24 protein-coding genes are annotated in these 24067 nt (G+C 71.5%); 10 read left to right on the top strand and 14 right to left on the bottom strand.

All coding sequences use genetic code 11. The features are described 5' to 3' along the window. Positions 1-21: 21 nt before the first annotated feature. The 5 genes from EDF42_RS00780 to EDF42_RS00800 are packed head-to-tail and all read left to right on the top strand — an operon-like array spanning position 22 to position 6041. Positions 22-996 carry a carbohydrate ABC transporter permease gene (locus EDF42_RS00780; RefSeq protein WP_207895555.1) on the top strand — a complete coding sequence of 325 codons (975 nt, stop codon included), beginning with the start codon at positions 22-24 and terminating at the stop codon, positions 994-996. Next, positions 993-1904: a carbohydrate ABC transporter permease gene (locus EDF42_RS00785; protein WP_260212473.1), complete on the top strand. Its 912-nt coding sequence runs from the start codon at positions 993-995 to the stop codon at positions 1902-1904. Before EDF42_RS00780 ends, EDF42_RS00785 begins: the two co-directional genes overlap by 4 nt. Further along, positions 1904-3586, top strand: coding sequence for a hypothetical protein (locus tag EDF42_RS00790; protein ID WP_123671200.1), 1683 nt, complete (start codon positions 1904-1906; stop codon positions 3584-3586). The genes EDF42_RS00785 and EDF42_RS00790 overlap by 1 nt, the downstream gene beginning before the upstream one ends. Next, a complete protein-coding gene (locus EDF42_RS00795) occupies positions 3583-5562 on the top strand; it encodes a DUF6807 family protein (RefSeq protein WP_123671201.1) in 1980 nt (659 codons plus the stop codon). The genes EDF42_RS00790 and EDF42_RS00795 overlap by 4 nt, the downstream gene beginning before the upstream one ends. Continuing rightward, complete coding sequence (locus tag EDF42_RS00800; RefSeq protein ID WP_123671202.1) at positions 5559-6041, top strand: tetratricopeptide repeat protein; 483 nt, start codon at positions 5559-5561, stop codon at positions 6039-6041. Before EDF42_RS00795 ends, EDF42_RS00800 begins: the two co-directional genes overlap by 4 nt. Before the next feature lie 665 nt (positions 6042-6706). On the opposite strand, the gene EDF42_RS00805 is transcribed toward EDF42_RS00800, so the two are convergent. Next, the gene (locus EDF42_RS00805; RefSeq protein WP_123671203.1) at positions 6707-8143 is read right to left on the bottom strand and encodes a GAF domain-containing serine/threonine-protein kinase; all 1437 of its coding nucleotides are present in this window, start codon (positions 8141-8143) and stop codon (positions 6707-6709) included. A gap of 15 nt (positions 8144-8158) precedes the next feature. Between EDF42_RS00805 and EDF42_RS00810 the strand changes: the two genes are divergently transcribed. Then, positions 8159-9157, top strand: coding sequence for an alkaline phosphatase family protein (locus EDF42_RS00810; RefSeq protein WP_123671204.1), 999 nt, complete (start codon positions 8159-8161; stop codon positions 9155-9157). Positions 9158-9166: 9 nt separating this feature from the next. On the opposite strand, the gene EDF42_RS00815 is transcribed toward EDF42_RS00810, so the two are convergent. Next, the gene (locus EDF42_RS00815) at positions 9167-11065 is read right to left on the bottom strand and encodes a family 43 glycosylhydrolase (protein WP_123671205.1); all 1899 of its coding nucleotides are present in this window, start codon (positions 11063-11065) and stop codon (positions 9167-9169) included. 106 nt (positions 11066-11171) lie between these two features. Between EDF42_RS00815 and EDF42_RS00820 the strand changes: the two genes are divergently transcribed. Then, entirely contained in the window at positions 11172-11771 is a 600-nt protein-coding gene (locus tag EDF42_RS00820) for a dihydrofolate reductase family protein (RefSeq protein ID WP_123671206.1), read from the top strand. Here the strand turns inward: EDF42_RS00820 and EDF42_RS00825 are convergent, their stop codons facing one another. The 3 genes from EDF42_RS00825 to EDF42_RS00835 form a co-directional block, all read right to left on the bottom strand. Continuing rightward, positions 11772-12251 (bottom strand): hypothetical protein, encoded by a 480-nt coding sequence (locus EDF42_RS00825; RefSeq protein WP_123671207.1) that lies wholly within the window; start codon positions 12249-12251, stop codon positions 11772-11774. 125 nt (positions 12252-12376) lie between these two features. Beyond that, the gene (locus tag EDF42_RS00830) at positions 12377-13237 is read right to left on the bottom strand and encodes an ABC transporter permease (RefSeq protein ID WP_123671208.1); all 861 of its coding nucleotides are present in this window, start codon (positions 13235-13237) and stop codon (positions 12377-12379) included. Then, positions 13234-14166, bottom strand: a complete 933-nt coding sequence (locus EDF42_RS00835; protein WP_123671220.1) for an ABC transporter ATP-binding protein — start codon at positions 14164-14166, stop codon at positions 13234-13236. Before EDF42_RS00835 ends, EDF42_RS00830 begins: the two co-directional genes overlap by 4 nt. Before the next feature lie 99 nt (positions 14167-14265). Here EDF42_RS00835 and arr point away from each other — a divergent pair, with 99 nt between their 5' ends. Then, the gene (gene arr / locus EDF42_RS00840) at positions 14266-14676 is read left to right on the top strand and encodes an NAD(+)--rifampin ADP-ribosyltransferase (protein WP_123671209.1); all 411 of its coding nucleotides are present in this window, start codon (positions 14266-14268) and stop codon (positions 14674-14676) included. Between the two features lie 93 nt (positions 14677-14769). On the opposite strand, the gene EDF42_RS00845 is transcribed toward arr, so the two are convergent. From EDF42_RS00845 to EDF42_RS00855, 4 genes are all read right to left on the bottom strand, one after another. Further along, the gene (locus EDF42_RS00845) at positions 14770-15312 is read right to left on the bottom strand and encodes a cysteine hydrolase family protein (RefSeq protein WP_123671210.1); all 543 of its coding nucleotides are present in this window, start codon (positions 15310-15312) and stop codon (positions 14770-14772) included. A gap of 24 nt (positions 15313-15336) precedes the next feature. Then, positions 15337-15513 carry a hypothetical protein gene (locus tag EDF42_RS19155; RefSeq protein WP_260234940.1) on the bottom strand — a complete coding sequence of 59 codons (177 nt, stop codon included), beginning with the start codon at positions 15511-15513 and terminating at the stop codon, positions 15337-15339. Then, positions 15510-16112 (bottom strand): hypothetical protein, encoded by a 603-nt coding sequence (locus EDF42_RS00850; protein WP_260234941.1) that lies wholly within the window; start codon positions 16110-16112, stop codon positions 15510-15512. Before EDF42_RS00850 ends, EDF42_RS19155 begins: the two co-directional genes overlap by 4 nt. An 80-nt stretch (positions 16113-16192) precedes the next feature. Next, positions 16193-17044 carry an SDR family NAD(P)-dependent oxidoreductase gene (locus EDF42_RS00855; RefSeq protein WP_123671221.1) on the bottom strand — a complete coding sequence of 284 codons (852 nt, stop codon included), beginning with the start codon at positions 17042-17044 and terminating at the stop codon, positions 16193-16195. A 102-nt stretch (positions 17045-17146) separates the two neighbouring features. Here EDF42_RS00855 and EDF42_RS00860 point away from each other — a divergent pair, with 102 nt between their 5' ends. Further along, complete coding sequence (locus tag EDF42_RS00860; protein ID WP_123671211.1) at positions 17147-18364, top strand: MFS transporter; 1218 nt, start codon at positions 17147-17149, stop codon at positions 18362-18364. Between the two features lie 39 nt (positions 18365-18403). On the opposite strand, the gene EDF42_RS00865 is transcribed toward EDF42_RS00860, so the two are convergent. From EDF42_RS00865 to EDF42_RS00875, 3 genes are read right to left on the bottom strand one after another with little or no spacing between them, the layout of a single operon-like run. Then, a complete protein-coding gene (locus tag EDF42_RS00865) occupies positions 18404-19285 on the bottom strand; it encodes a hypothetical protein (RefSeq protein WP_123671212.1) in 882 nt (293 codons plus the stop codon). Positions 19286-19300: 15 nt separating this feature from the next. Beyond that, complete coding sequence (locus EDF42_RS00870; RefSeq protein ID WP_123671213.1) at positions 19301-21061, bottom strand: AMP-binding protein; 1761 nt, start codon at positions 21059-21061, stop codon at positions 19301-19303. Then, on the bottom strand, positions 21051-22046 hold the full coding sequence (locus tag EDF42_RS00875; RefSeq protein ID WP_123671214.1) for an amidohydrolase family protein: 996 nt from the start codon (positions 22044-22046) through the stop codon (positions 21051-21053). The genes EDF42_RS00870 and EDF42_RS00875 overlap by 11 nt, the downstream gene beginning before the upstream one ends. 92 nt (positions 22047-22138) lie before the next feature. Here EDF42_RS00875 and EDF42_RS00880 point away from each other — a divergent pair, with 92 nt between their 5' ends. Continuing rightward, positions 22139-22717 (top strand): TetR/AcrR family transcriptional regulator, encoded by a 579-nt coding sequence (locus EDF42_RS00880; RefSeq protein WP_123671215.1) that lies wholly within the window; start codon positions 22139-22141, stop codon positions 22715-22717. Positions 22718-22723: 6 nt separating this feature from the next. Here EDF42_RS00880 and EDF42_RS00885 read toward each other — a convergent pair whose 3' ends face one another. Next, on the bottom strand, positions 22724-23359 hold the full coding sequence (locus EDF42_RS00885; protein WP_123671216.1) for an HAD-IA family hydrolase: 636 nt from the start codon (positions 23357-23359) through the stop codon (positions 22724-22726). After that, entirely contained in the window at positions 23356-23874 is a 519-nt protein-coding gene (locus tag EDF42_RS00890) for a GNAT family N-acetyltransferase (RefSeq protein WP_123671217.1), read from the bottom strand. The genes EDF42_RS00885 and EDF42_RS00890 overlap by 4 nt, the downstream gene beginning before the upstream one ends. Between the last annotated feature and the right edge of the window lie 193 nt (positions 23875-24067).

Raw genomic sequence — 24067 nt, forward strand, 5'->3', positions numbered from 1 at the left:
CCCCCGACGAAGAGGATCATCGTGAGCATCCCCACCGCAGCCGGTGACGTGCAGACCGCCGTCCCCACCCCGGTGCCGCCCCGTCGGCCCGGAGCCGCGAAGACGACGAAGCGCCGCCGCTCCGGCGTCAGCAAGCCCGTCCTCGCCCCGATCCTGTTCGTGAGCGTCAACGCCGTCCTGTTCGTCGTGTTCTTCGTGTGGCCCGCCGTCATCGGCCTCGGCTACTCGTTCACCGACTACAACGGCGTCGTCGACCCGAAGTTCATCGGCCTGGCGAACTACTTCGAGCTGTTCGCCGACGACACCTTCTACGCAGCCCTCGGGCGCACCTTCCTCTACGCGATCGTCGCCGTCCCGCTCGGCTTCGTCCTCGCACTGTCGATGGCGCTGATGCTGACGAGTCCGGCGGCGAAGGGCCGGAGCGTCGCACGCATCGTGTTCTTCGTGCCGTGGCTCATCTCCCCGATCGTCACCGGTGTGATCTGGCGGTGGATGTTCGGCGAGAACTTCGGCCTGGCGAACTTCGTCATCGAGTCCCTCGGTGGCAAGGCCGTGCCGTGGCAGTCGAACGCCGACCTGTCGCTGCTCGTGGTGGTGTTCGCCACCGCGTGGGCCGGAGCCGCCTTCAACATGCTGCTGTTCGTCGCCGCGATCCGGAACGTGCCGCAGTCCTACTACGAGGCAGCGTCCCTCGACGGGGCCGGCGCCTGGCACCAGTTCCGGTACATCACGTTGCCGAGCATCGCGCCGACGTCGTTCATCGTGATCCTGCTGTCGTCGCTCGGGGCGTTCAAGGAGTTCGCCACCATCCAGGCGCTCAACGGCGGCGGACCCGGCACCGACAACAACCTGCTCGTGCAGTACATCTACACGAACGGGTTCCAGAACGCCCACATCGGCTACGCGAGCGCGGCGTCGATGGTCCTCATGCTCATCCTCATGGCCATCGCGCTCATCCAGTTGGCCGTGAACCGTCGGACGGAGGCCCGTCGATGACCGCCACCCTGCCCAGCGCCCCCGGCGCACCCGCAACCGACAACACGACCAAGAGCAAGAGCACGACCAAGACCAAGCGCCTCGACGGCCCGCCCCGTCCGAAGGCCATCGCCGCCACGGCCCTGCTCTGGGTCTTCATCATCGCCTTCGGCTTCCCGGTCCTCTGGTTCGTGCTGAGCGCCTTCAAGCCCGGCGGCGAGCTGTTCTCGTACCCGCTGACCCTGCTGCCGAAGAACTGGTCGGTCAGCGGCTTCACCGAGGCGTGGGCGAGCTACGACTTCGCCCGGTACTTCGGCAACACCGTCATCGTCGCGCTGGTCACCACCGTGCTCACCGTCCTGGCGAGCGCCGCCACCGGGTACGCCCTGGCGAAGTACGACAACAAGTGGCTCAAGGTCTTCTTCGTCTGCATCCTGGCGACGACGATGCTGCCGACCGAGGTCATCCTCGCGCCGACCTTCATCGTCATCCGCGACCTCGGCATGTACGACTCGTTGGCCGGCATCATCGTGCCGTCGGTCATCACCGCGACCGGCATCTTCATGTTCCGGCAGTTCTTCATCACGGTGCCCGACGACCTGGTCGAGGCCGCGCGCATCGACGGTGCGAGCGAGTTCGGGATCTTCTGGCGGATCATGCTGCCGATCTCCCGGCCGATCATGCTGACGCTCGCGATCTTCTCGTTCCAGTGGCGGTGGAACGACTACATCTGGCCGCTGCTGGTGCTCAACGACCCGCACCAGTTTACGATCCAGATCGCGCTGCAGAGCATCGTCGGGGCAGAGAACGTCAACTGGACCGTCCTGCTCGGCGCCTCGGTGATCTCTATCATCCCGCTCGTGCTCATCTACCTGGTGTTCCAGAAGTACGTGAACGGCGCGGACCTCAACGCGGGACTCAAGGACTGATGGGATTCCTCGACGCGGTCGGCCCGGCAGCGGACGCCGCCGTCGCGCGCCTCCGGCTCACCGACGACGATCCGGCTGCGCTGCAGCACCGGGAACTGATGGCGCGTGCCCTCACCCTGGTCGGGGCGTGGGTCCGGAACGAGCGGACGGGAGGCCCCGATCGCCTTCCCGACGACGACCTCGCCACCGCGCACGGCTGGGTCCGGCACCTCGCGGCCCGGCAGTCCCCCGGCGGCACGTTCGTCGGCGGCGACAACGTGCTCTCCCCGCCGGACTCGGCGTTCACCGTGAACGACGTCTGCGACGCCCTCGAGCTGCTCGCGCCGTACCGGGCGTCGGTCCCGGCGGCCGCGGTGCTGGCCGACGACCTCGACCGGATCGTGCACCGTGCGACGCCGGCGCTGCTGACGGGTGGCGTGCACACGCCGAACCACCGGTGGGAGGTCTCGGCCGCGCTCGCCCGGGTCCACCGACTGCACCCGGCACCGGAGCTGGTCGCGCGGATCGACCAGTGGCTCGCCGAGCGTGCTGACATCGACGCCGACGGGCTGTGGTCCGAGCGCAGCCCGAACTACGCGGCGGCCGTCTCGTGCCCGTCGTTCCTCGTCCTCGCCTCGGTGCTCGACCGGCCGGAGCTGCTCGACCCCGTGCGCCGGTCCCTCGACGCCACCCTCGCGCTGCTGCTGCCCGACGACACCGTCGAGACCGTCCAGTCGCGCCGCCAGGACCAGTCGCAGGCGTTCGGCATCGGCGCGTTCGCTCCCCTGCTCTGGCACCTGGCCGTGCTCGACGACCGCGCCGACCTCGCCGCCGTCGCTGCCCGGGCCGCCGACGCCGAGACGTGGCAGCCCGGTGCGGTCGCCGCCCGCGCGATGACGGATCCACTGCTCGCCCGTCCGTTGCCCGTCGGCGCGCCGCTCGAACCGGCCGTGCACACCTTCGCCGACGCCCGGCTCGTGCACGTCCGAGAACAGGACCGTAGCGTCGTCCTGTTCGCCGGGTCGGACGTGCCGTCGCAGGGCCACGTCCGATCGGGCCTGGCGAACAGCCCCACGTTCCTGCGGGTGTTCGCGGGCTCGGTCGCGCTGACCGACGTCCGGCTGTCGCGGGAGTTCTTCGGGCTCGGACCGTTCCGTCCGACGTCGCTGGAGTCCCTCGGCGACGGGCGGTACCGACTCACCGAGACCGTGTCCGCCGGCTACCACCAGCCCCTGCCCGCCGCGGCTCGACGGACCGACGGCGCCTACGCGCTCGGGGACGAAGGTCGCTTCTCGGCGTCGATGTCCTTCGGTGCGCGTGCGGCGGACACCGTTTCCCTCACCACGACGGTCGACGTCACCGTCACGCCGGACGCCGTCTCGCTCGACGTGACGACCGAGGGCGCCGACGTGCCGTGGTCGCTCCAGCTGACGTTCCGCGGCGGGGGTACGTTCACGGGTGTGAGCACCGACGCCGCGACCGGGGAGACCGTCCTCGCCGATGGGACCGGCACCTACCGTGTCGGCGACGACGCCGTGTCCTTCGGGGCAGGCAACGGCAGCGGCCCGACCCAGCCGGCGTTCTACGCGCCCGGACAGGACTACGCGTTCCTCGGCGGCACCGACCGACCGGACGGCGAGCACGTCCACGTGACAGGGCGCTCCCCCGGCACGACGCGCATCACGATCGGCACCGCTCGATGACCCTCCCCGGCGTGGTGCTCGTCGGTGCGCGTGGCTACGGCCTGCACCACCGCGCGAACATCGATCGGCTCGTCGCCGCGGGGGTCTGCACGCTGACCGCCGTCGTCGACCCCACGCTCGACACCACCACCGACGCCGGTGTGGTCGTCGTGGCCGACGTCCTGGCGGCTCGCGACCACGGCCCGGTCGACGTCGTGGTCATCGCCGCCCCGATCGCCGCCCACCTGCCGTTGGCGGCCACCGCCCTCGAAGCCGGTGCCGACGTCCTGCTCGAGAAACCCCCGGTGACCACCCGCGACGCGCTCGACACCTTGCTCGACGCCGAGCGGCGCACCGGCCGGGTCGTGCAGGTCGGGTTCCAGAGCCTCGGGTCCGACGCGCTGCCGGCGTTCCGTGACGGGTCGCTCGTCGGTCCGGTCCGCTCCGCCGCCGCCGTCGGCACGTGGACGCGGAACCAGGCGTACTGGGACCGCTCCGCGTGGGCCGGCCGACGCCGGGTCGACGGGGTCGACGTCCTCGACGGGGTCGTGACGAACCCGCTCGCCCACGCGGTCGCGACGGCCCTGGCGCTCGTCGGCTGCCGTCGCGCGTCCGACGTCAGGCGCGTCGAGGTCGAGCTGTTCCGGGCGAACGACACCGAGGGCGACGACACCTCGGCCGTCCGGGTCACGACCAGCGCCGGGCTCGAAGCCACCGCGGCCCTGACCGTCTGCGCTCCGTCCGAGGTCCTGCCGACCGTTCGGGTCCGCGGCGCCGCCGGGAGCGCCGTGCTGCACTACACGGCCGACGAGGTCACCGTCGGCGACACCACCCAGACGCTCGGCCGGACGGATCTGCTCGAGAACCTGCTCGCCCACCGGTCCCGCGGCGACGAACTGCTCGTCCCCCTGGTCTCCACGGGTGCGTTCGTCGAGGTGCTCGAGGCCGTTCGTGCCGCCGAGCCCGTCCGCATCGACCACCCCTGGGTGACGTGGGAGGGCGAGGGGCCCGCCCGTCGTCCGCTCGTCGCCGACGTCGAGGCGATCGTCGACCGCGCCGCCGACGCACGAGCGCTGTTCTCCGAGGTCGGTGCGCCCTGGGCCCACACCGCCCGCGACGAGGTGCTGCAGGTCCTGCGCGTCGACGGAGGCTCGGTGGCGACGGAACTCGACGGCTCCGGGACCATCGCGACGTCGTCGCCGCGTCCGTACCTGCACCCGGTGCGGACCCTCGGCGGCACCGTCCTGAGCGCCCACCACCCGGCCGACCACGACTGGCACTGCGGCGTCGGGGTCGCGATCCCGGACGTCGACGCCGTGAACTGCTGGGGCGGCCGCACCTACGTGCACGGTCCGGGCTACGTGTGGCGCGACGACCACGGCCGCGTCGACGTCGTGCGCGCCGAGCAGCACCCCGCTCCGAACGGTGGCGGCACGGTCCAGGAACTCGTCTGGCGCGGCCCCGACCACGCGGTCGTCCTGCACGAGGACCGCACCCTCGCCTGGCGCGCCGTCGGCTCCGGGTGGGAACTGACCTGGTCGTCCTCGTTCCGAACCCCCGGCGACGCCGTCGTGCACCTCGGCGGTCCGGGCAGCAACGGCCGGGTCGGCGCCGGGTACGGCGGGTTCTTCTGGCGCTTCGCCGACTGCACCGACGTGGTCGTCCGGACCGCTGACGCGCAGGGCGAGGCGGCGGTGCACGGCTCGGTCGCGCCCTGGGTGGAGTGGTCCGCGGTGTTCGAGGGAGCGCCGGCCACGATCCGACTCGAAGCGCTCGACCACCGCGATCCCTGGTTCGTCCGGGCCGCCGAGTACCCGGCGATCGGTTCGGCCCTCGCCTGGCGTGCGCCGGCGCTCGTGCACCCCGGTGTCCCGCTCGTCCGGTCCTTCCGCGCGACAGTAACCGACGGTGCGACGGTCGCCGACGATGCGACGGTCAACGACGGAGCGACGATCGCCGACGGTGCGACGCCGGGCGGCAATACGCTGGACCGATGAGCACCGCAGACTGGGAAACCCGCGTCGCCGCACTCTGGGCCGACGACACGATCGACGACCAGCAGCGCATCGACCGCATGCGCGAACTCGCCGACGCCGCGCCGCACCCGGCCCTCGGCGCGTTCGAGCTCGGCGGCGCGAACGACTCCGGCGGCCACGAGGCCGAGGCCGACGTCCACTACGCAGCCGCCACCGCCGCGGGACTCGCCGACGTCGATCCCGCACGTGCGGCGCAGATGGTCGTGCAGCACGCCTCGACCCTACGGAACCTCGACCGCGTCGACGAGGCCATCGCGATGCTCCGCGACGCCCCGGAACACCCGTCCACCGGAGCCGCGCCGAAGGTGTTCCTCGCGCTCGCCCTGCACAGTGCCGGCCGCCACGACGAGGCGCTCCGCGTCGCGATCGAGGCCGTCGAACCGACGCTCCCCCGCTACCACCGGTCGGTCCGCGCCTACGCGGCTGCCCTCACCGAGTGAGTTGCACGAGCCGGGCGGTGGTGACGACCCGGCTCGCGGGGACGCGGACGTCCCTCCCCGTCCGGTCGCGACACCCGAATCGCGGCGGGACGAGCTGCGGGGCAGGACAGGAAGGAAGCGTCGACGCTCGACTGAGGCCCAGAGAGGCGCTCCCTCCCCACGGGCCGATCGTGCTTCGACCACTTGCGGATTCGGGTTCCGTTACCTCGCACAGCATGCGCCTGCGCGGCCTGAACCGATAGGGGCAGTGCCCGATCAGCCGGGATCGGCATCGCGCCCCGCCGACCCCGTCCCCGCGCCCGCCGGCACCCGCTCCCGCCGTCCGAACCCGCGAGCGGGCGAAACATCCGGGTCTGCTCGGCCACACACGGCGGCATTTCGCCCGCTCGCGCGATCGGGCGCTCGTATTCCAGCGGATGCATGCGAGTTGCGGCATGTGCCCGCGAGCGGGCGAAATGCCCGGGTCGCGGGGCGCGCAACCCCGGTATTTCGCCCGCTCGGCATCCAGAGCGCGCCGACCGGGCGAGCAAGCAGGCCCGCGGGAGGCGCGCGGGCGGGCAGGCAGCCGCCCGCGGGCGGGACCGACGCACGAGTCGCGACCGCGGGGCGGACGGGAGGCGCGGGGCGGGCCCGCACCGGGCCTCCCGTCCGCCAGCGGCGACCGTCTAGGGCCGCGCAGCCTCCTGCTGCCCCGTCACCCGCGCGACCGGCAGGGAGTCGCTCGTCGTGCGGAGCGACTCCTGCCGGATCTCGAGCTGTGTGACGGCGAGCGCGGCCAGGTCGTGCAGGTTGGCGAGGTCGGCCTCGGTCGCCTGCCGCGGCTTCGTGTCGAGCACCGCGAGGGTCCCGATCGGGACGCCGTCGTGGCGCACGAGCGGCACGCTCACGTAGAACCGGATGCCGAGCGCGCCGGTGACGAGCGGGCTGTGCTGCATGTCGGGGTGGATCGAGCCGTCCGGGATGACGACGGGGACCGCGACGGGCGCGAAGCCGTTGCCGAAGTTGATGTTGCGCGCTGCTTCGTCGACGCCCTCGGCGATGTAGGACTGCGACCAGGCGCGGTCCTCGTCGAGCACCTCGACCAGGGCGATGGGCGCGTCGAACAGGCGGGCGGCCATCGCGGTGGTGCGGTGCAGGGCCTCGTCGGGCAGGGTGTCGAGCGTCGCCGGGCGGGCCGTGTCGGCGTCGGCTCGCGGCGCACCGGCAGCGGCGGTCGGAGCCGCCGCCGTGGTGTCCACGACGTGGTCGGTGCCGGCTGTCTCGGTCATGACGACGTCGCGGAGCATCGTGACCAGCTCGGCGCCGGCGGGGCGCGCAGCCGGGTCCTGCGCGGTCATCGCCCGCAGCAGCTGCTTCCAGTGCTCGGGCAGTGGCTCGGGCACGACCGGGTCGCGGGACAGCCGGGCGACCGCGGACTCGACGAGCGAACCGGGGAACTCCCGGCGGCGGGTGAAGCACTGCAGCAGCACGAGGCCGAGCGAGTAGACGTCGCTCGGGCTCCCGACGTCGCCGCCGCGGGCCTGCTCGGGGCTCAGGTAGGCAGCCGTGCCGGTGGTGACGCCGTCGGCAGTCATGCGTTCGACGCCCGCGGCGAGCGCGATGCCGAAGTCGGTGAGCCGCGCGCGGGCACGGTCGGAGTCGTGGCCGTAGTCGACGAGCAGGATGTTCGACGGCTTGATGTCGCGGTGCACGACACTGTGGCTGTGGATGTAGTGCAGCGCCTCGGCCATGTCGTAACCGATCTCGGCGATGTGGCGGGAGGCGAGCGGGCCGACGGCGAGGCGTTCCTCGAGGTCCTGGCCGACGACCAACGCCATCACGAGGTACCGCTGGTGGGTGCCGTCGTGGCCGGTGACGACGCCGGTGTCGAGCAGGCTGACGAGGTTGTGGTGCTCGAGCGAGGCGAGCACGCCGAGTTCGGCCTCTTGCCGGGCGATGTCGACGGTGCCGGCGCTGAACACCTTGACCGCGACGGGGCGGTGCAGGCTCTCGTCGATGCCGCGGTACACGACGGACATGCCACCCTGGCCGATGGCGTGTTCGAGTCGGTAGCGCCCGTCGAGCAGTGGGGCCGCGGACTGGGGGTCCTCGGTCGGACTCATCGAACCTCGTTCTCGGTGCGGGCAGGCGTCGGTGTATCCTCCCATCCCGACGGGGATCGTGGGGGCCCGCGGCGTTCTCCGGATGGACACGCCGGCCACTCGTACGGTGCGGCGTCGCAGCAGTACCTCGACGCCATCGCCGAGGTCGACGGGTACGTCGGGCAGCTGCAGGCAGCGGTGAAGGCCCGCTCGACGTACTCGTCGGAGCAGTGGTCGTTCATCGTGACCGCCGACCACGGGCACACCGACGCCGGCGGCCACGGCGGCAGCACCCCGGCCGAGCGCTCGGCGTTCATCATCAAGACCGGCCCCGGCATCACGAAGCGGACCCCGGCGATCCGCCCGAAGAACGTCGACATCGCCGCCGACGTCCTCGCCACCTTCGGCGTCGCCCGCCCCGCCGAGCTCGACGGCCGTCCGCTCGCGACCGCGTCGACCGACCCGTTCGACACGATGGTCGGCGCCCTGAAGCCCCGCGTCGACGAGTCCGGGATTCCGGCCTCGACGCTCGGCTGGACGAAGAGCATGCCGACCGGCTGGAGCGTCGACAACACCGGCATGGGCACCGGCGGCGTCACCGAGTGGGCCGGCTGGACCCTGACCGACGACGACTTCTGGACGCAGTCGCAGCACGACCAGACCCGCGAGGCCAACGTCCGCGAACGCGGTGTCTTCGCCGTCGCCGACTCCGACGAGTGGGCGGACAAGACCCACACCGGCACGTTCTCGAGCCGCATCACCTCGCAGCCGCACTCGGTCGTGGGCAAGACCCGCGCGACCGTGTCGTTCGGCAACCACTACCGCCAGGAGGGCACGCAGCAGGCCACCGTCCTCGTCTCCTTCGACGGTGGCGCGTTCCGGCAGGTCGCGTCGTACACGAGCGACCAGATCGCGCAGGTCGCGTCGGTCCCCGTCACGGTGCCGTCCGGTGCGGAGCAGGTCCGCGTCCAGTGGGCGCTGACCAACGCCGACAACGACTGGTCCTGGGCGATCGACGAGCCGCAGGTGCGCTGAGCCGGACCGTCACCCCCGGTGCGTCGCCACCGTGCTCACCCGCAGATCCTCGAACGTGCTCGTGAACCCGGCCCCGCCGAGCGAGATCAGCCCGATCCGCGGGGCGCTCCCGAGGTCCGCCGTCCACGTCCCACCACGGACGAAGTGCCGCCCGTCGACGCTCGTCCAGGCCGTGTACCGGTGCTCACCGCCGACGACCCGGTGCACGATCCGGAGCGTGGTGGTGTCCCCGACCGGTCCGACGACCGTGTTGCCGTAGCTCGGCGCCCCGGCCGGTTGCCCGGACACCTGCTTGCCGAACTCCGTCTGCCGGGTGTTGAAGATCGAGTTCGACGTCAGCCGGACGTAGTCGCCGTCGTCGCCCCACACGATCAGTCCGCCCTGCACGTAGTTCACGCCGTCGCCGGTGGCGGGGGTGTCCACAGCGACGGTCGTCTGCAGCACGTAGTCGCCCTGCGGCGCCGGTTCGGACAGGACCGAGGCGAGTGGCGTCGCCGGCGGGTGGATGTCGGCGTCCTGCGTCTGCCAGCGGAACGTGCCGCCGCCGACGGTCCAGGTCGAGCGGTCGGGTTCACGGGTCCAGCGGAGCGCCGTGGGGAGCGTGGTCCCGTCGAACGAGGCCGACAACGCGCGGATGGTCCGTCCGGGAACGTCGACCGGTGCGGTGGTCGCCCGGTAGGTCGCGCGCTGCCCCGGCTGTGCGACCGGCCCCGGCTGCACCGTGTCGGACGGTCCCGCCCCGCCCCGCACGACGGGCCAGCCGTGCCGCCAGTCGAGCGGGTCGATGAGCGCCGGCCGCTTCGTGTACGTCGGCTGCCCGGCGTAGTACGGGTCGCCGCGGTCGACCGCGTGGTAGATGATCCAGTCCTGGCCGGCGAGGTCGGTGACCACCGTGTTGTGCCCGGTGCCGACCCAGCGGTTGCCGTTCTGCGCGAGCAGGGGTGTCCCACCGACCCGGGTGCTCGTGATCGCCACCCCGTCCTGGTCGGTGAACGGTCCGAGGGGGCTGCGCGACCGGGCGACGAAGACGCCGTAGCCGGTCAGGGCGCCGTTGCAGCAGTTCGTGGCGGAGCCCATGAAGTACCACCAGCCGTCGTGGCGCGTCAGGTAGGCGCCCTCGTACCGGTTGTCGATCGCGATCTGCCGCTCGCTCGCGGGGTCGGAGCGGAGACCGTCGGCGCTGAGCGTGCGGACGTTGACGCCGCCGAAGTAGCTGCCGAAGTACAGGTACGTGGTGCCCTTGTCAGTGATGACCTCGGGGTCGAACGCCCAGCGCGCCCCGGTGCCGTTCGCGGCGGTCTGCGGTGCCACGACCGGGCCGCCGGAGTCCGTCCACGGACCGGTCGGACTCGAGCTCGTCGCGACGCCGACCGCGGATCCCCCGCCGGTCGGTGCCGATGCCGAGGGTGTGTCCGACGCGGCGTAGTACAGGTACCAGGTGCCCGCGCGACCACGGTCGCCCGCGCGGTACACGACGTCCGGCGCCCAGATCCCGTTGGCGGACCCCACCCAGGCCGGTCGCGTCGGGAACGCGTCGTTCACGTACGTCCAGTGCGTCAGGTCGGTCGACCGGTAGGTCGGCACACCGTGCTGCACGAGCGACCCGTCGGCGTTCTGCTCCGTCGCCGTCAACGCGTCGGTCGTGCAGTACAGGTACCAGTTGCGGTCGCGCCCGACGCCGCGGATCGCGGTCGGGTCGGCGCAGCTCGCAGCCGTCTCGCGGTCGGGCAGGCTGAGCGCGACCGGGTTCCGGTGGGTCGGCGCAGCCGCGCCGTGTCCCGAGCCGCTGTGTCCGGTGGTCCGGTCCGCCACGGGCGTGGACGCTGCGGCGGCGCCGACCGGGAGGCCCGTGGCCGCGACCGCCGTGAGCGTCGCGACGGCGAGGATGGTTGCGACTGTTCGGCGCACGGGGTCCTGCTCTCATCGTCGAGGAAGGGCTGCGTGCGCGAGCGTACGCTCGCGGGCAGCGGACCGGGCTGGTTCCGCCCGGTTCCGCGCGACGAAGGAGTCAGCGATGCCCGCGAGGTTCGTGTACTGGATGAACGTGTCGATCGACGGCTTCGTCGAGCGCGACGAGGGTGAACTCGGCGACGTCGAGGGACCTGAGTGGATGCGGATCGACGAGCCGCTGCACCGCGAGTTCAACGCCCGCGCCGCGGCGATGACCCTGTCCGTGGAGGGGCGGGTCGTCCGCGACATGATGGACCCGTTCTGGCCGGACGCCCGCACCGACGAGTCGATGCCGGCGTTCATGCGCGAGTACGGCGAGGTCTGGACCGACCAGCCGAAGGTCCTGGTCTCGCGCACCCGGACCAGCGCCGACCACAACACCCGGGTCATCGGGGGCGACGACGCCATCGAGCAGCTCGCCGTCCTGCGCGAGGAGTCCGAGGGCGACATCGGTGTCGGCGGCCCGAACCTCGCGACGCAGTTGCTCGACGCCGGGCTGCTCGACGAGCTGTTGCTCTACACGCACCCCGCGGTGCTCGGCGCCGGTCGGCCGCTCTTCGACGCGCCGGCGACGGGCGTGCGACCGCCGGTGCTGCTGGACCTGCTCGAGCAGCGGGAGTACCACAACGGGGTCACGCTGCACCGCTACCAGGTGCTGCGGTAGTCACTCCCCCGAGGGCCCTGGACCGAAGATGACGAGTCGCCAGGCGCTCGGCCGGTCGCTGTCGAAGTCGTTGAACGCGACGCTGTCGACGTCCTTGCTCGACGACAGTTCGATCTGGTGCGGGCTGTCGCGGCAGTCCATCGGATCGAGTTCGATGCTCTGCGATCCGCGCGCCGACACCGTCCGCACGACGCCGCGCATCTGCCCCTTGCCGTAGCACGAGAACTCGAGGTGGTCGATCGTCCGGGAGTCCGGGAACTGCACGCGGACGCCGGGCTCGAGGTGGGCCGGGTCCTCGTCGCCGGGGCTCGTGTCGGCGCTCAGCACCCCGAGGACCGCATCCTCGGTCTCGGTCCTCGCCTCCTGCTGCGTCTTCCACCTGCCGAGGGCTTGCTCGTCGACGGGCGGCGCCGACGTGCAGCCGGCGAGCAGGGCCACGACGGCGAGCACCGGCAGGACCAGGGCGGGGAGGTGTCGCACGCCGTGAGCCTAGCGACGCCGCGGGGCCACTCGTCGCACGGGCAGTCGATGCGTGCGCAGCGAGCGACGTCCCACCCGTCGATCGACAGGTGGGACGTCGCAGAACGCGTGCGCGCTCGCTCGGGTCAGACGTCGCGTCGACGAGCGACCGTCAGCGCGAGTGCACCCACGACGAGCACCTCGGCCGCCAGGACACCGAAGCCGCCCCAGCCGTTCAGGACGATGTCGTCCTGGCTGGCTTCCTGTCCGTCGTAGGAGTACGCGAAGAGCTGACTGCCGGCCTGGTCGGGCAGGAACTTCATGATGTTGACCGGCCACTCGAGGTTCATCAGCCCCGCCATCAGCGACAGGACCACCGGCAGGACCAGCAGGATGCCGAGCGTGATCGCGATGCCGCCAGCGCTCGACCGGACCAGCAGCCCGATCCCGTAGGCGAGCAGGGCGAGCAACGTCAGGTAGACGGACGACCCGAGGATGGGCAGGAACACCGCCGGGTTGCCGATCTCCGGCTCCACACCGTTGCCGGCCAGCAGCGGCAGCGAGATGAGCACACCGATCCAGGTCGCGACGGCACTGACCACGAACGTCGTGACCGCCAGGATCACGGCCTTCGCGAGGATCACACCGGTGCGCCGGGGGTCGGCCGTGAACGTCGAGCGGACCTGACCGGTGCCGTACTCGCCGGTGATGATGAGCACGCCGAGCACGCCCACGACGAGCGACGAGAGCAGGACGCCCACGGTGTTGACGTTCACGAGGGTGCCGTTGGCGATGTCCGTCGGCATCTGGTCGCCGCCGCTGTTGGTGTTCGCACCGACGAGTGCGGCCATGCCGATCGTCACGAGCACCAGGATCGCGTAGCACCAGAACGTGGACCGGATGCTGCGCAGCTTGATCCATTCGCTCCGCACCAGGTGCGGGAACGACAGGCGGGTCGCACCGTGCATGCGGGTCGACGGCGTGGTGGGCGAGGTGGTGGCGCTCATCGGGTGCCCTCCGATCGGTACTCGACGTCGTCGCGGGTGAGGGCCATGTAGGCCTCCTCCAGGCTCGCGCCGGTCGGGGTGAGTTCGTGCAGTGCGACGCCGGCCTGGGCGGCGATGTTGCCCACCGTCGGTGCGTCGGGACCGACGACCAGGAAGGTGCCGTCCTCGCGCGGGGCGACGGTCGCGTTCGGGCCGATGGCCTGGAACAGCTGGTCGGGCGACGGCGTCCGGACGATGACCCGGCTGCCACCGCCAGCAGTGCCCGGTGCGACTCCCCCACCGGCGACGAACTCGGCGATCGGGGCGTCGGCGAGGACCTTGCCGCGGCCGAGCACGACCACGCGGTCCGCGGTCTGCGCCATCTCGCTCATCAGGTGGCTGGACAGGAACACGGTGCGACCGTCGGCGGCCATGCGTCGGGCGAGCTGCCTGACCCACAGGACGCCGTCGGGGTCGAGACCGTTGACGGGCTCGTCGAGGATCAGGGTCTTCGGGTCGCCGAGCAGTGCGGCAGCGATTCCCAGGCGCTGCCCCATGCCGAGCGAGAACCCACCGACGCGCTTCTTCGCGACCGACTCGAGGCCGGTCATGTCGATGACCTCGTGCACGCGGGCCTTCGGGATGCCGTGGGTCGCCGCGAGCGAGAGGAGGTGGTTGTAGGCGCTGCGGCCCGAGTGGACCGCCTTCGCCTCGAGCAACGCACCGACCTGTCGGAGCGGGTCGCGGAACGTCGTGTACGGCTGGCCGTTCACCGTCGCGCTCCCCGCGGTGGGCCGGTCGAGGCCCATGATCATGCGCATCGTGGTGGACTTCCCGGCGCCGTTCGGCCCCAGGAAGCCGGTCACACTGCCGGGTCGGACGACGAACGAGACGTCGTCCACGGCGGTCTTCGGACCGTACTGTTTGGTGAGGTGGCTGACTTCGATCACGGCGGCCACGCTATTGCAGGGGTGTCCGGCGGCGCGTCCGTCGGAAGGGGGATGTGTCAGGTGCGCGGGGGCCGGGCCCGTTCGGCGTAGCCTGTCGCCGTGGAGCAGGCACAGGACGACGGACCGTTCTTCCACGGCACGAAGGCCGGCCTCGTGCCGGGCGACCTGCTCACCGCGGGCTTCCGGTCGAACTACCGCCCCGAGGTGGTCATGAACCACGTCTACTTCACGGCGGTCTCCGACGGCGCCGGGCTCGCGGCCGAACTCGCCGCCGGTGACGCCGAACCGCGGGTCTACGAGGTCGCGCCGACCGGTCCGTACGAGGACGACCCCAACGTCACCGACAAGAAGTTCCCCGGCAACCCGACCCGGTCCTACCGCAGCACCGAACCAGTACGGATCGTCCGCGAGGTCACCGACTGGCCCCGACTCACGCCCGACGCGCTGCGCCTCTGGCGCGAGCGCCTGGCCGCACTGCGCGCGGACGAGCGCGACGAGATCATCAACTGAGCCGGCTGGCGGACGGGAGGCGCGGGGCGGGGCCGCCACGGGCCTCCCGTCCGCTCTGCCCCATCTCAGGGCCCCGAACGCGCCCTGCGGACGTCAGCGACTGAGCGCGTCGCTCGTCGTGACGGTCGCGAAGCTGCCGTCGAGCGCCGCCATGAAGGCGGCGTGGACGCTCGCACCCGGGACGGTGACGCCCCCGAGCGCCAGGTCCGGCGCGGCGCACGCGTCGGCGACGACGGTCGCGGTGAAGCCGAGCTCGTGCGCGGCCCGGGTCGTCGAGTCGATGCACATGCTGCTCATCATCCCGACGATGGTGACCTCGTCGACTCCGGCGTCGGTCAGCAGTTCCTGGAGTCCGGTGCCGATGAAGCTGTTCGGTGCGTGCTTCTCGAGGACCGGCTCGCCGTCGACGGGCGCGACCGACGGGTGGAAGCCGAGGCCCGGCGTGCCCGGCACGAAGAACGTGGCGTCGGGGTCGGTGGACACGTGGAAGATGTGCACCACCAGGTCGCCGGCGGCGCGGAAGGAGTCGAGCACGGCGCGGGCGGCGGTGGCAGCGGCCTCGGGTTCGACGAGGGGGAAGGCCCCGCCCGGGAAGTAGTCCAGCTGGATGTCGACGAGGAGCAGCGCGCGGGTCATCGGTTCAGTATGGCGGGCGGCGGGTCACGGTTTCGCGCCGTTGCCGAACGAACCGTGCAGGGTCGTGTCCGCGAAGGCCGTCGTGTCGATCACGGCGCGGACGCGGTCGAGGACGCCCTGGTCCTCCGAGTCCACGCCGATGACGAGCGAGCCGTAGTCGACGCGCATCGTGTACGGGATCGAGGCCTCGAGCCCGGTCACGTGCGGGGTCGCGGCGAGGGTCGCCAGTCCTGCGCCACCGCAGTGGACGTCGACGTCGGGATCTGCTGGTCGAACGTGCCGTCGTAGTGGACGGTGCTGGCGATGTGCCCCTCGTCCGCCGGCACGGTCAGCGTCAGGGAGACGCCGGTCCACGCCAGTTCGGTGGCCATCGTCGTCGGGACGGCTCCAGCCTGAGCCGGGGTCGCGTCGGGGTCCATCGCGACCGTGAACCGCGACGCGAAGTGGTTCGACGTGACCCACCGGGTGGAGCAGGTCGGGTCCGGGGCGGAACTGGGAGTGTTCGTGGTCGTCTGCGTCGCCTCGGCGACGGCCGGGAGCGCACGGACCTGCCGGAGGGCGGTGCGCACCTGGCTCGCGATGGCGGGGTCGAGTGTCGGCGCCGGGGTCGGGTCCGGTGTCGCATTCGCTGCGTCCGGCGCCGGCGCCTCCGCGCTCGGGCACACCGCCGTCTCGGTGCCGCTCGATCCGCCAGACGACCCCAGTGCGTTCCGGGCCAGGCCCTCCGCGGCCGAGCACGCCGTGAGCGGCACGGTGCAGGCGAGGGCGACGAGGAGTCCGATGACGAGACGAGAGCGCACCGACTCTGTCTCGCTGCCGCGGGCTGCACGCCGGAGCCGGATCGGCGCGCTGTGTCCCGGGTGCTACCCGCTCGGCCGCCTCAGCTCGATTGGTCGTCCAGGTCGAGCGATGAGGTCAGTTCCGGGAACGCCCGTGCCTGTTCGACGAGCTGCTGCGCCTTCCGCACGACCCCCTCGACGCTGTCGGCACCGGCGACGAGGCGCAGCGGCGGTGCGGACATCTCGGTCAGGGCCAGGAGCGTGCGGGCGAGCTTCGCCGGATCGCCGCTCTGCTTGCCCTCCATGCCGCGGAAGAACTCCTTGGTCTGGTCCGACGAAGACCGGTAGTCGTCGAGGTGGACGTCGCCCCAGAAGGTGGAGCTGCCCTCCGCGAGCAGATCCGTCCGGAAGAAGCCGGGCTCGACGACCGTGGTGTGGATGCCGAACGGCAGGACCTCGTCGTGCAGCGCTTCCATCCACCCCTCGAGCGCGAACTTCGACGCGGCGTACGCGCTCCCACCGGCACCGGCGACGATGCCGGCGGTCGAGCTGATGCTGATGACCCGACCGGAGCCCTGCGCCCGCATGACGGGGAGCACCACGCGGGTGACGTTCATCGCACCGAAGAAGTTCGTCTCCATCTGCGCGCGGAACTGCTCCGAGGAGACCTCTTCGAAGAACCCGCCCTGGAAGCTCCCGGCGTTGTTCACCAGGACGTCGATGCGGCCGAACCGTTCGATCGCTGCGTCGACCGCGCTCCGGACGGTGCGCTCGTCCGTGACGTCCAGGGCGACGGCGAGCAGCTCGTCGTGCTGGCCGAGCGCTGCGACGACACGTTCCGGGTCCCGCCCGGTCGCGACGACGTGGTGTCCGGCGTCCAGGGCTGCGCGCGCGAACTCGGTGCCCATGCCGCGGCTGGTCCCGGTGATGAAGAAGGTCTGGGGTTCGGTCATGCCCCCAGCGAAGACCACTTCCGCGCAACGAGTGAGGCTCTGCCGAAACGGGGTCGAGCAGAACCTCCCTTCCGCCGCTCGAGCCGCCCTAGCGTCAGGGACATGGACCCCCTCGTGACCACGACCCCGTCGGCTCCGTCGGCTCCGTCGACCACTCCGGTTGCCGACGACCGGCTGCCGTGGTTCCCGCTCGCACTGCTCGCGGCGATCGGGTTCGTGCTCGTCGCCATGGAGACCATGCCCGCGGGCCTCCTGCCGGTCATCGCGGACGGCATGGGGACGTCCGAGGGCACGGTCGGACTGTTCGTCAGCGCCTACGCGATCGGCACGGTCATCGTCACGGTGCCGGCGATCGCACTCACGCGGGGCCTGCGCCGCAAGCCGTTGATCATGACGGCCATCGCCGTGCTGATCATCGCGAACACCCTCACCGCGTTCGCCCCGAACGTGACCATCGCGCTCGTCACGCGGTTCGTCGCCGGCGCGGCTTCCGGGATCATCTGGGGCATGTTCGCCACCTACGCGCGGCGCATCAGTCCCGCGCGGTTCGCAGGCGTCTCGCTCGCCATCGTCTCCACGGGCGCCCCCGTCGGCTTCGCGCTCGGCACGCCGCTCGGGTCGTTCATCGGCACCGCCCTGGACTGGCGCTGGTCGTTCATCGGACTCAGCCTCGTCGGGGTCGTCATCCTCGCGCTGATCGCGGCGTTCGTGCCGGACGCACCCGGGCAGACCGGCACTGCGAAGCTCTCCGTGGTCAAGGTGTTCCGCATCCGTGGGATCGCGATCATCCTCGCCGTCATCGCCACGTGGATGGTCGCGCACAACACGATCTACACCTACATCTCCCCGTACCTGCGGGTGACCGGCACCGACCTCAGCGCCGGACTCGTCCTCCTCGTCTACGGCATCGCGGCGATCCTCGGCGTCGTGATCACCGGAGCACTGCTCGATCGGCATCCCCGCCCCCTGCTCCACCTGAGCGTCGGACTGTTCGTCGTCACCGGCGTCGTCCTGCTCGTCGGCCACGCATCGCCGGTCGCCGTCCTGGTCGCCGCCGTCCTGTGGGGAGTCAGCTTCGGTGGTGCCTCGACGCAGCTGCAGGCGGCGCTCACCACGGCCGGTGGGGAGAACGCCGACGTCGCCAGCGCGTTCCTGCCCGTCGCGTTCAACATCGCGATCTTCGTCGCCGGGGTCTTCGGAGCCGCGCTGTTGACCGTGTTCGACGGACTGGTCCTGGCCGTGGTGATGATCGTGTTCGGGGCGGTCGCGGCGCTGCTCACGCTGGTCGGCCGACGATCGGCGTTCCCCGCTCGGCTCTAGTCGACCGGCGGCGGACGAGGCCGCCGACACCGCCACGGTTCAACCGTTGACCAGGTCGCCGTCCCACGTCAGGTCGCTGTCCTCGTCGACCGGGAAGGCCTCGAACCGGTCGTCGGCCAGGACCGCGTCGACCAGGGCACGCGACCCGGCGACGATCGTCGAGTCCCAGTCGATCTCCGACGCGAGCACCCAGGAGTGGTCTTCCGGCCAGAGCATCTGCGGGGTGTGGCGCAGGTCCGCGACCGTCCCGATCCGGGCACGGTCCAGCCATGTCGGGTCGGCGAGCTGCGGCAGGGTCATCGAGAGGAGGAAGCACTCGCGGTGCGGCCAGTCGAAGCGTTCGACCGCGAGGGCAGCACGGATCGCCGCCTGTTCTCCGTCGTGCACTGCTTGCTGCTCGACGACGTACCGCTGCATCGCCTCGATCTCCTCCGCAGTCGCCTGATCGGCGCCCTGCCAACCGACGGCGAGCGTCGAACCGCCGCTCAGATCACCCCACCCGCCCCAGACCGCTGCGACCAGATCGTCCGGCGTCGAAGTGGCCTCGGCCAGGTGCTCGGTGAGCGCGGCGAGCAGGATCGGCTCGAACCAGCCTTCCTCGGGCGGGTGGACGCGCCATCCGTCCTCGAACACCAGGTCGGACTCGTCGGTCCGGCCGGTCAGACGCCGCCACTGGACGAGTGGGTGCAGGATGCCGCCCGTTCGCGATGCGACGTCGGACCACCGCCACCGGGCGGACTCGAGGACGGGGTGGTCTTCCCGTTCGTCCACGATCGAACGGTCCTCGCGATCCGCCGACACCGGGTGGAGGATGCGCGCGGAGGCGTCGAAGCCGGTTCCGACCGTCCCGCCCACGGTGCCGAACGCCCCCGCGCGGGCCAGCAGCCAGGTGCCGCGGGAGACGTCGGTGATCAGTTCCACGTGCCGCGCCGCGTGTCAGCTGCCGGTGGACGGGCGCTGCGGACGGGACGCGCGCAGTCCCGGGAACTGCTCGTCGCGCCACTCGCCGTCGACGGGCAGCCCGCTCGCGGCCGCGCGCTCTTCGCGCTCCCGCAGCTCCACGCGCCGGATCTTGCCCGAGATGGTCTTCGGCAGCTCCGCGAACTCGACCCGACGCACGCGTGCGTAGGCCGGGAGCGCAGTCCGCGCGTACGCGAGCACCTGTTCGGCGGTGTCCGCCGTCGCCTCGAACCCGGCGGCGAGCGTCACGTACGCCTTCACGACGTTGAGCCGAGCGTCATCCGGGGCGGGCACGACGGCGCTCTCGGCCACGGCAGGGTGCTGCAGCAGGGCGCTCTCGACCTCGAACGGTGACACCTTGTAGTCGGACGACTTGAACACGTCGTCGGTCCGGCCGATGAAGGTCAGCTCCCCGTCGGCGTTCCGCACCGCGATGTCGCCGGTGTGGAAGAAGCGGTCGCGCATCGATGCCGCGGTCCGTTCGGGGTCACCGAGGTACTCGGCCATCAGGTTGACCGGTCGCTCGTCGAGGTCCAGGCAGACCTCGCCCTCGTCGCCGGGCTGCCCGGTGACCGGGTCAAGCAGCGTCACGGTGACGCCGGGCAACGCACGGCCCATCGCGCCCGGGGTGACGGTGCTGCCGGGGGCGTTGCCGATGATCGCGGTGGTCTCGGTCTGCCCGTAGCCGTCGCGGATGGTCAGACCCCACGCGCGTTCGACCCGGTCGATGACCTCGGGGTTGAGCGGTTCTCCGGCCGACACGACCTCGCGCAGTGCCCGAGGGCGCGCACCGAGATCGGACTGGAGCATCATCCGCCAGGCGGTGGGCGGTGCGCAGAACGTGCTCACCTCGGCGGACTCCAGCTGGGCGAGGAGCGCGGCCGGATCGAAGCGCGGGGTGTCGTGGACGAAGACGGTCGCCTCGGCGATCCACGGCGCGAAGAAGCAGCTCCAGGCGTGCTTGCCCCAGCCGGGCGAGCTGATCGCCAGGTGCACGTCTCCGGGCCGCAGACCGAGCCAGTGCATCGTGCTGAGGTGTCCGACGGGGTAGGACGTCTGGGTGTGCACGACCATCTTCGGCTTCGAGGTCGTGCCCGACGTGAAGTAGACGAGGCAGGGATCGGAGGTCTTGGTGACCACGATCGGTCGCGACTCCCCCGCGGGCGCTGGTTCTCCGAGGTCCGACGGGTAGTCCGTCCAGCCGTCCGCCGTGCCGCCGATGACCACACGCGAGAAGTCCCCGCGGACGTGGTCGTACTTCGCGGTCTCGCTGCGGTTCGTGACGACGTGTGCGACGGCTCCGCGATCGACGCGGTCCTGCAGGTCGGCGGTGTCGAGCATCGTCGACGTCGGCAGGATCACGGCCCCGAGCTTGATCACCGCGAGCATCGTCTCCCACAGCTCGAGCTGGTTGCCGAGCATGACCAGCACGTGGTCGCCCTTCCGGACGCCGTGCTCGTGCAGGCGCACGGCCAAGCGGTCGGACCGGGCGGCCATCTCCGCGTAGCTGAGCCGCTGTTCCGAGCCGGCCGCGTCGACGATCCAGAGCGCGATGCGGTCGTTCCCGGCCGCGATGACGTCGAACCAGTCGTCCGCCCAGTTGAAGGTGTCGCCGAGGTCCGGCCACCGGAAGGCGGCGCGGGCGGCATCGGCGGACTCTGCGGAGAGCAACTGGTCACGGGCAGCGCGGTACGCGGCGGTCACGTTCGGGGTGGGCACGGACCGATCATGCCGCATCCGTCTGGTCGCCGATCCCGAACAGCCGACGTGCGTTCCCCGACGTGAACGCGTCGCGGGCCGCGTCCGAGGGGAACTCCTGCAGGAACGTGTCGATCTCGGCGGCGGAGGGGCGCTGGAACGGGTGGTCGGTGGAGAACAGCAGCCGATCGGGCGTCGTGACGTCCAGCGCGTGCCGGAGCAGCGTTGGGCTGAGCATCCCCGAGCTGGTGATGTGGAGGTTCGAGCGGACGGTGTCGGACACCGTCCGCTCGAGTCCGGCGACCCGGGACAGGCTGTCCGCACGGTCGAGCCAGAAGAGCAGCAGCTCGCCCCAGTGGCCGAGCACCACCTGCAGGTCCGGGTGCCGGTCGAAGGTACCCCCGACGATGAGGCGCAGTGCCGCACGCGCCGCCTCGAGGTGCCACCCCCACCCGAAGGTCGCCAAGCCGAGCTCGACCATCGGGTCGAACCCCTCGTACGCCGCCTGGCGCAGGCGCTTCGACGGGATCTGCGGGTGGATGAAGACCGGCTGCCCGAGCGACGCCGCGACGGCGAAGAGGTCATCGTACCGGCGGTCGTCGAGCGGCACCTCGCCCGTCCGCCCGTAGACCATCGCCCCCACGCAGCCGAGGCCGGCAGTGCGCTCCAGTTCGGCGACGGCGGCGGCCGGGTCGGCCATCGGCAGGGTCGCGAACGCGCGGAACCGGTCCGGGTGGTCCGCGACCGCGGCGATCGCGATGTCGTTCGCCTGCCGACTCAGTGGGATCGCGTCCGCGGCATCGAGCGGCTGCGCTCCGGGCGGCGCGAGCGACAACACCTGGACGTCGATCCCCTGCGCGTCCATCGCTGCGAGCCGGGCGTCACCGAGGTCACGGAGCAGCTCACCGTTGTCGCCGAGTTCGTCCAGCGCCGTGCTGGGGTCGCGGCGGTCGTCGGGCAGGGCGTTGACGGCGTCCGTCAGGGCCGGGTGGTTCCAGTGCTCTTCGATCGCGATCAGGGTCATCGGGGTTCCTCCGGTCAGGTCGTGCGCCGATGCGTTCACTCATCGGCGTTGAGTGAACCGTACACCTCGCTCAACGCCGTAGAGTCAGACGCATGGCCGAGACCTCACGCGACGCGAAGCGCGCACAGACCGCCGAGCGCATCCGCGCAGCCGCTCGGCAGCAGTTCGGTGCGAACGGGTACGAGGGCACGACGATCCGGAGCATCGCCGCAGCAGCGGGCATCGATCCGTCGCTCGTGATGCAGCACTTCGGGTCGAAGGCAGCGCTGTTCGCGACCGCCGTGCAGCTGCCGGCCACGTCGGGCGGCGGGAGCGAGCGCGCGGCGGCCGACCACCTGCTCGACGTCCTGGGCATCCGGTTCGACGCGCTCCCCGCCGAGACGGCCGCGCTCGTCCGGTCGATGCTGACGGTGCCCGAGGCGGCGGACACCATGCGTGGCTACCTCGACGAGCGGGTCGAGAACCTGGCGCGCTCGCTGGACGGCGACGACGCCCGGCTGCGGGCGTTGCTGACCGTGAGCGGGATCCTCGGCATCACGATCACGCAGCACTTCCTGCGCCTCAGCGCGTTCGAGGGCGCGTCACGTGACGACCTCCTCCGCGCGGCGCGGGGCTGGGTCGAGTCGCTCACCACCGGGTCGCACCCCACCGAATCCGGCGCTCCGCAGTAGCGGCACTCACGCTCCTCCGCTCACGGCCGCACGGATCGCCGCGATCGTGTCCGCGGTCTCCTCGTGCAGGTGCACCCGGATCCCCATCGCCCGCGCAGCCTCGATGTTCTCCGGCACGTCGTCGACGAAGAGGACGTCCTCGGGCGCGGCAGCGAGCTGGTCGAGTGCGATCCGGAAGGCCTCTGGTTCCGGCTTCGTGACGCCGATCTCGTGGCTGTAACAGATCGGGTCGAACACGGCTGAGAACCCGAACCGTCGCTCCTCCTCCTGACGGGCGCCATCGCCCGAGTTGGACAGGATCGCGAGCCCGACCGTCCCGCGCAGACCGGCGACGAAGTCGAAGAGCGGCTCGTTCAAGGAGCCGCAGTACGCGTCCCAGAAGTCGGCTCGCATCGACGCGAGCACCTCGGCGGAGGCGCCGAGTGCGGCGCCGATCTTCCCCCAGTACTCGTCGTCGACCCCGGTCCGTCGCGCGGCATCGGGCAGGTCAGCGTCCGACAACCGCGAGGAGAACTCCTCGTCCGTCATGCCGAACGCAGCCGCCCACCTCCTGCGGAACTGCGCGGGCCATGCCGCGTCGTCGACCATCTCGAGCACGCCACCGACGTCGAGCAGCAGCCACCGCACCCCACCGCCGGTCATGCCGAGGCCCCGTCGAGTCGGCGGATCATCTCGAGCTCCTGCTCGTCGGGCGCGAGGACGTACGGCTCGCTCGCCCCGGTCAGCTCGAACCCGCGTCGCGCGTAGAAGGCCTGCGCCCGCAGGTTGCGCTCGTGCACGTGGAGACGGAGCGTGGTCCCGTGGCCGGAAGCCCACGCCTCGATCGCGTCGAGCAGCGCATCGGTCACGCCGGCCGCGCGGCCGCGGTGCGACGGCGCGACGTACACCCCGACCAGCAACGGTCCGGTGGCGGTGTCCGGGATGAACGCCCCCATCGCACCGACCCAGCGGCCGTCGGCGTCGATCGCCACGAGCGAGGTCCCCCCGACGTCCTGACCTCGGCGGCCTCGCGCACGCCATTCGGTCTCGTCGTGCTGCTCGGCGTCCGCCAGGTGCTCCGCGTAGGCCATCGGGGTGTCCTGGAGCATCTCCAGGCGGAGCGCTCGGACGGCTTCCCAGTCAGCCTCGGTCGTCGGTCGGATCGTGATCCCCTGCATGGACCGAGCGTAGGACAGACAGCCGTCGGCGAAACTCGTCCGAACGGATTCCAATCGACTTGGGGCAGGGCGCCGAATCACCTGCACAGACCGGGAACCACCCGGAGCGCTCACCAGCCGCACATTGCTGGTTCTCCACCCTGCACCAGGGTGTGTTCGGCGCGCACACAGCAGCCGCGCCGAGCGCGACACC

Source organism: Curtobacterium sp. PhB172 (genome assembly GCF_003752545.1).
Classification (GTDB): Bacteria; Actinomycetota; Actinomycetes; order Actinomycetales; family Microbacteriaceae; genus Curtobacterium.

Bases quoted from the DNA above. Each gene is read 5' to 3' on its own strand.
- EDF42_RS00885 (WP_123671216.1), bottom strand. From the start codon at position 23,359: ATGACCGGCGGTGGGGTGCGGTGGCTGCTGCTCGACGTCGGTGGCGTG.
- EDF42_RS00870 (WP_123671213.1), bottom strand. From the start codon at position 21,061: ATGCGGCATGATCGGTCCGTGCCCACCCCGAACGTGACCGCCGCGTAC.
- EDF42_RS00785 (WP_260212473.1), top strand. From the start codon at position 993: ATGACCGCCACCCTGCCCAGCGCCCCCGGCGCACCCGCAACCGACAAC.
- EDF42_RS00790 (WP_123671200.1), top strand. From the start codon at position 1,904: ATGGGATTCCTCGACGCGGTCGGCCCGGCAGCGGACGCCGCCGTCGCG.
- EDF42_RS00860 (WP_123671211.1), top strand. From the start codon at position 17,147: ATGGACCCCCTCGTGACCACGACCCCGTCGGCTCCGTCGGCTCCGTCG.
- EDF42_RS00795 (WP_123671201.1), top strand. From the start codon at position 3,583: ATGACCCTCCCCGGCGTGGTGCTCGTCGGTGCGCGTGGCTACGGCCTG.
- EDF42_RS00830 (WP_123671208.1), bottom strand. From the start codon at position 13,237: ATGAGCGCCACCACCTCGCCCACCACGCCGTCGACCCGCATGCACGGT.
- EDF42_RS00890 (WP_123671217.1), bottom strand. From the start codon at position 23,874: ATGCAGGGGATCACGATCCGACCGACGACCGAGGCTGACTGGGAAGCC.
- EDF42_RS00845 (WP_123671210.1), bottom strand. From the start codon at position 15,312: ATGACCCGCGCGCTGCTCCTCGTCGACATCCAGCTGGACTACTTCCCG.
- EDF42_RS00880 (WP_123671215.1), top strand. From the start codon at position 22,139: ATGGCCGAGACCTCACGCGACGCGAAGCGCGCACAGACCGCCGAGCGC.
- EDF42_RS00875 (WP_123671214.1), bottom strand. From the start codon at position 22,046: ATGACCCTGATCGCGATCGAAGAGCACTGGAACCACCCGGCCCTGACG.
- EDF42_RS00820 (WP_123671206.1), top strand. From the start codon at position 11,172: ATGCCCGCGAGGTTCGTGTACTGGATGAACGTGTCGATCGACGGCTTC.
- EDF42_RS00855 (WP_123671221.1), bottom strand. From the start codon at position 17,044: ATGACCGAACCCCAGACCTTCTTCATCACCGGGACCAGCCGCGGCATG.
- EDF42_RS00800 (WP_123671202.1), top strand. From the start codon at position 5,559: ATGAGCACCGCAGACTGGGAAACCCGCGTCGCCGCACTCTGGGCCGAC.
- EDF42_RS00805 (WP_123671203.1), bottom strand. From the start codon at position 8,143: ATGAGTCCGACCGAGGACCCCCAGTCCGCGGCCCCACTGCTCGACGGG.